The 1,386-nt window shown below is 67.1% G+C and carries 2 protein-coding genes; one reads left to right on the top strand and one right to left on the bottom strand.

Translation table 11 applies throughout. The annotated features are described in order from the left end of the window. Positions 1–31 precede the first annotated feature (31 nt). Positions 32–382 carry a hypothetical protein gene (locus AC07C1_RS41255; protein WP_478947248.1) on the top strand — a complete coding sequence of 117 codons (351 nt, stop codon included), beginning with the start codon at positions 32–34 and terminating at the stop codon, positions 380–382. Positions 383–397: 15 nt separating this feature from the next. Here the strand turns inward: AC07C1_RS41255 and AC07C1_RS41250 are convergent. Then, positions 398–1,329 (bottom strand): IS5 family transposase gene (locus AC07C1_RS41250; protein ID WP_478947247.1). Its coding sequence is split into 2 segments (ribosomal slippage): positions 398–942 and positions 942–1,329, totalling 933 coding nucleotides; the frame shifts between segments, so codons are not numbered across the junction. Between the last annotated feature and the right edge of the window lie 57 nt (positions 1,330–1,386).

The following is a 1,386-nucleotide window of genomic DNA, read 5'->3' as shown; positions in this document are numbered from 1 at the left end:
CTAGGAGCTGTCCGGGCGATCATGGTCGCTGTTGGCGTCTCTGAAGTCGATTGCCCAAGTTCCTTTGCCGCGCGACCATCACCGAATGGATGAAGTTGAGGGTCTGATGCTGGTGCGGGTTGTGCAGACGTGTTCCGCCCACCCGTCCCAGTGGGATGCTTGGACGGCGGAGGGCCAGTACTTGTACCTCCGGTACCGGCACGGCGAAGGCTGCGTCGAGCGGCATCCTGGCCCTGACGTCGACACACCAGACTCCTGGAACGAGGGCCTCTCGGAACTCCTGGTCGAATGGGACGACGGCACCGGCAGCGGAGTCATCAGCCTTGAAGCCTTCCTCGCGGCCTCTGGCTTGGCGCTGGCTCCCGGCGCGTCGGTGAGCTGACGCCGTAAAGCGCGGTCATGTACGGAGCCAAATCGCGAGGGCTGCTGCGGTGGCCGTGCCGAGGAAGACGTAGCCGCGTTTGTCGTATCGGGTGGCGACAGCTCGGGCGTGTTTGAGCTTGTTGATGGCCCGTTCGACGGTGTTGCGTTTCTTGTACCGCTCTTCGTCGAAACCTGGCGGCCGTCCGCCGCGCGAGCCTTTGCGCAGGCGGGCGGCCTGACTGTCGGCCTTCTCCGGGATGGTGTGCCGGATGCCGCGGCGGCGCAGGTAGTCGCGGCAGGGTCCGTTGCTGTAGGCCTTGTCCGCGGCGAGGCTGTCCGGCTTGTTGCGGGGCCTGCCCGTCCCGAGTCGGGGAACGCGGATCTTCTCCAGGACCGGCCTGAACTGGGTGCAGTCCGCTCGCTGCCCCGGCGTGACTACCAGGGACAGTGGACGACAGCGGCCGTCCGCGCTCAGGTGGAGCTTGGTCGTGAACCCGCCGCGCGAGCGGCCCAGGCCCTCACTCCCAGCACCACCTCCACCAGGCGGGCGACGAGACTCTGCCACGGCGTCTCGACCTGGTGTTCTGCTGGCGCGTCCCCCTTTGAGGAGGTAACCGGCGGCGGATCGGTGCGGGCGCCGGCGGCATGCTGATGCGCTCGAACGATGGTGGAGTCGACGGAGATGTCCCAGTCGAGCTCACCCGCCGCATCGGCCTCGGCTTGGACCTGCTGGAGCAGGCGTTCCCAGGTTCCGTCAGCCGACCACTGCCGGTGTCGTTCATAGACCGTCTTCCACGGGCCGAACCGCTCGGGCAGGTCACGCCACTGCACGCCGGTCCGGACCCGGTGAAGAATCCCGTCGATCACCTGCCGGTGATCCCGCCACCTGCCACAACGCCTGTTGCTGACCGGCAGGAACGGCCGCAGCCGTTCCCACTCGGCATCACTCAGATCACCCCGCCCCATGTCTCCGTCAACGAGTCCGGCACGGAACAGTCACATGATCGCCCGGACAGCTCCTAG

The organism is Streptomyces sp. NPDC045022 (assembly GCF_056432605.1).
Note: the sequence above shows the minus strand (reverse complement) of the source record. Positions and strands in the feature narration are given on the sequence as shown.